Annotated in this window: 3 protein-coding genes; all 3 read left to right on the top strand. The window is 37.6% G+C overall.

Annotated features, from left to right (window positions below):
• The first annotated feature begins 151 nt into the window (after positions 1–151).
• Positions 152–1,591 carry a DEAD/DEAH box helicase family protein gene (locus tag DNK84_RS00525; RefSeq protein WP_208123220.1) on the top strand — a complete coding sequence of 480 codons (1,440 nt, stop codon included), beginning with the start codon at positions 152–154 and terminating at the stop codon, positions 1,589–1,591.
• A gap of 38 nt (positions 1,592–1,629) precedes the next feature.
• Entirely contained in the window at positions 1,630–2,574 is a 945-nt protein-coding gene (cas7fv, locus tag DNK84_RS00520) for a type I-Fv CRISPR-associated protein Cas7fv (protein ID WP_119342628.1), read from the top strand.
• Positions 2,575–2,751: 177 nt separating this feature from the next.
• Positions 2,752–3,237 (top strand): type I-Fv CRISPR-associated protein Cas5fv (cas5fv, locus tag DNK84_RS00510; protein WP_208123219.1); only part of this gene is annotated, 486 nt, incomplete at both ends.

Raw genomic sequence — 3,237 nt, 5'->3', positions numbered from 1 at the left:
CTTAACTTAGTGCCATTAGACTGCAGATGACTATTTACCTAACAGTCAAATTGAAATATTCACTGGTGAATACAAGAAAATACTGGGTGATGGCGTTTGTTTTGAGGATGCCCCCGATACTGATGAATCAGATTATTTCAGTGGTGATATCGTGATAACAACTATTGACCAGGTAGTCAACTCCATTATTACACATCAAAAAGTGACGACTATGGTCGATGTATTAAATGCACATGTGGTATTTGATGAGTTTCACGAGTTGGTCAATATGACTGCTTTTAATCTGCTGTTTGCCGAATTAATCGAAGCTAAGAGGCAGCAAGGTGCATATGCCAATACGCTTTTAGTGTCAGCTACGCCACATTACTTCTATTTAATGGAATTTTTAAGGATTCACAAAGAAGATATAATTACTATTGATAGCTTTAACGACTCAGGCTATCACATTGATTTTATGAGTTATGATGAAAAAAAAGAAGTCAGCCCATTAATGACGCAAGCGCAAGAAGGCAATGCCTTTGTTATTACCAATACGGCACAGGATGCTCAGCTAGGCTATTTGCAACATCACAGGAAAGAAAACAGCGTATTGCTGCATTCAAAATACACTAAGCAAGATAAATCCTATTGGTTCAATGAGGTGTTCAATAGCTTCAAGCGCAATGGTGAGCGAAAGTACGATGTGTTGCGAAGTGGCCCCATTGTACAGGCATCACTTAATATCACTTGCGATCGTATGTTAACTGAAATTACTTGTGCAGAAAACTGGTTGCAACGCCTAGGGCGGCTTGACCGTTTTGGTGAAAACTCAGTAGTGAATCCATATATCACGGTGGTGCCTCAGAGCATAGAGGTCGACGGCAAGCAAACTAGCAGTTGCGCAAGGTTCCTGAATCAGTTATGTGTTTGGAACAGTACCAAAGCATGGATGAACTTTTTAAAGGATCAATTATATAATCAAAAGGTAATGACAATTAATCAGCTTTATTGTATTTATCGAGACTTTTACAACGATAAGCAAGCTTTAAAGTTGATTGAGCAAGACTTTTTATTGGCATTAAAAAAGAGTGTTAATCTTATTAATGAAAAAATTATTGATCCAATTTCAGTTCCATCTAAATCGAAGATTAAACAAGGCGTAATGAAAATATCGGCAAATTCGCTACGCGGTGATAATCGCTTTGTGCAAATGGCTGTATGCCAGGTAAACGAATCATTAAATTTGGAATTTACGGATGAATATGCCTATAGCGAAGAATTCAATCCTAACGAGCCACAAGCGAGCTTGACTGAATCGATAGAAAGCATGAGAGGTTATGGAGATGATGATGCCAACCTTGTGCAATTTATACAGAAAAAGCATCACAATATCAAACTGTCTGAGGGCTATAAAAAGGCAAGGAATGAATGGGAATTAATTAAAGAAGCTAGGTCTCCGGAAAGACCTATTTATCTTAGTTATACACCCGAAGATCTCGGTATAGTCAACAGTAAACCACACTCACAGGCTATATATTACGTCGTTACTGAAAAGCAGTCTGTGGGCGCGATGTCTATTGATAAACTTAAACAAATTAATTCAAAGGATTAAAATATCAGACTAACTTAACCTAAAGGAGGACATAAAAAATGGAAAAAATCACTGGTATTAAAAGTGTTGATTTTAAAATTACTGCGCTGGGGCATGGAGTTGTGAATTGGAATGGACCAACAACGTTGAGCAACGAGGGTCGTACAGTTGATAATCATACTATGCCAAAATTGAGAGGTTATACAAATCTAACAGGAAAAATTAAGGACGAAACAGGCTATAAGTATAAAAAAGAAGCAATGGATATCAACTTCAAAGAAACGCCGCTTTATATCAGCCAGAACTGTATTCGCCATCATTTATTCAGGGCGCAAGCGTTTGACTTACACTTTGCGGCAGAGAAAAATTTAGAAAAAGTATTAGCATCGATTACAGGCTTGGTACGTGGTTATGTTGTACCTTCCAGCCAGTGTAAACGTACCAGTCCTTTACTGTTAGAAGACTTTGTTGATCAATTGGGAAATGGTAATTTTGAGCAGTTTGGCCAAGCAGGTGAGCGGGATAGTTCTTCTTTTTTTTCAAAAACTACGTTTGGCGACACAAAATATACTTCTTACGGATCAATTAGTATTGAACAGTTGCAGTTTATTTCGCTTGACAATAAATTTGATCGTGCTGCGATGGTAATCGAAGATAATCAGGGAGAATCCATTGCACAAAAAGTAGAAAGTTTTATTAAAACCCTGAATCCAGAGAGAAATCCCAAAGCTGTTTTTCATCCAAATTATGTCAGAAAAGGCACTATTTTTGAGGTGGGCGAAGTAGGAATTCTTTTGAATAGTGATGCAGTACGCAGTTTGATTGATGTTACTTTGGAAATGTTACATAACTTATCGATTCGTCAGGCAAAAGCCTACATGTATGTAGATAAAATTGAGGTTGATTACAATAACAGTAATCAGATGATGCGTATTAAAAGGACTCCTGACCAAATTTCATCACAATCGGAAGGCGATTTTGCAACTTATTTTGAAGCGAAATAGGAGAGGGGGATGAAGATAATAATTGACTATGAGTCTTCTTGGCGTAATTCCTTTCTTGACGGTAATAACAATAGTCCTTTACCAAAAAAAGGACGAAACTTCATCGCTTCAATGACCGAGCTAAAAAAGGAAGACAATTTCATCGCCCAAAAAATTACCAAGGATACTGTATTGGNNTCTATCAATCCCGCTCTGAGTTTGAAGGAGTGCCGCACTATTTTTCTGATATAGAAAACTTAATTAGCTTCGATGATAAACCGAAAGTGATTAATCAAGAAACAGCATATATACGCAACATGAAGGGAAGCACTGATCAAAATTCATTTACTGGAATGGTTCGAGTTAATGATCCTATCTTCCAGTCTGATTACTCGCCTCTCCTTTGGGGAATATTATGGCATGAGGTTGACTCACTCATTGAGTTTATTTTAGATAATAAGGCAGTTAAGTGCAGGATTCCATTGGATCCGTTTAGCATAATGAATAGACTTGGCCAAATTAAAAAGTTGAAACCAGTTGAGAGTCAAGGTAGAGCAAAAGAAGCGGTTGAATTTTTACAGGGGAAATTCGATAAGTACAAGCCTCTCGATGCAAAAGGCAAGGTGATTTTGCTGGGAATGTATTGTTCTGCACTATACCTTCAGCTTCAACGCCTCGAATCAA

Source organism: Facilibium subflavum, assembly GCF_003574485.1.
GTDB classification, from domain to species: domain Bacteria; phylum Pseudomonadota; class Gammaproteobacteria; order Francisellales; family Francisellaceae; genus Facilibium; species Facilibium subflavum.
Note: the sequence above shows the minus strand (reverse complement) of the source record. Positions and strands in the feature narration are given on the sequence as shown.

What these genes read in the sequence shown, in the direction of transcription:
- cas7fv (WP_119342628.1), top strand. Translation starts at nt 1,630, where the DNA reads ATGGAAAAAATCACTGGTATTAAAAGTGTTGATTTTAAAATTACTGCG.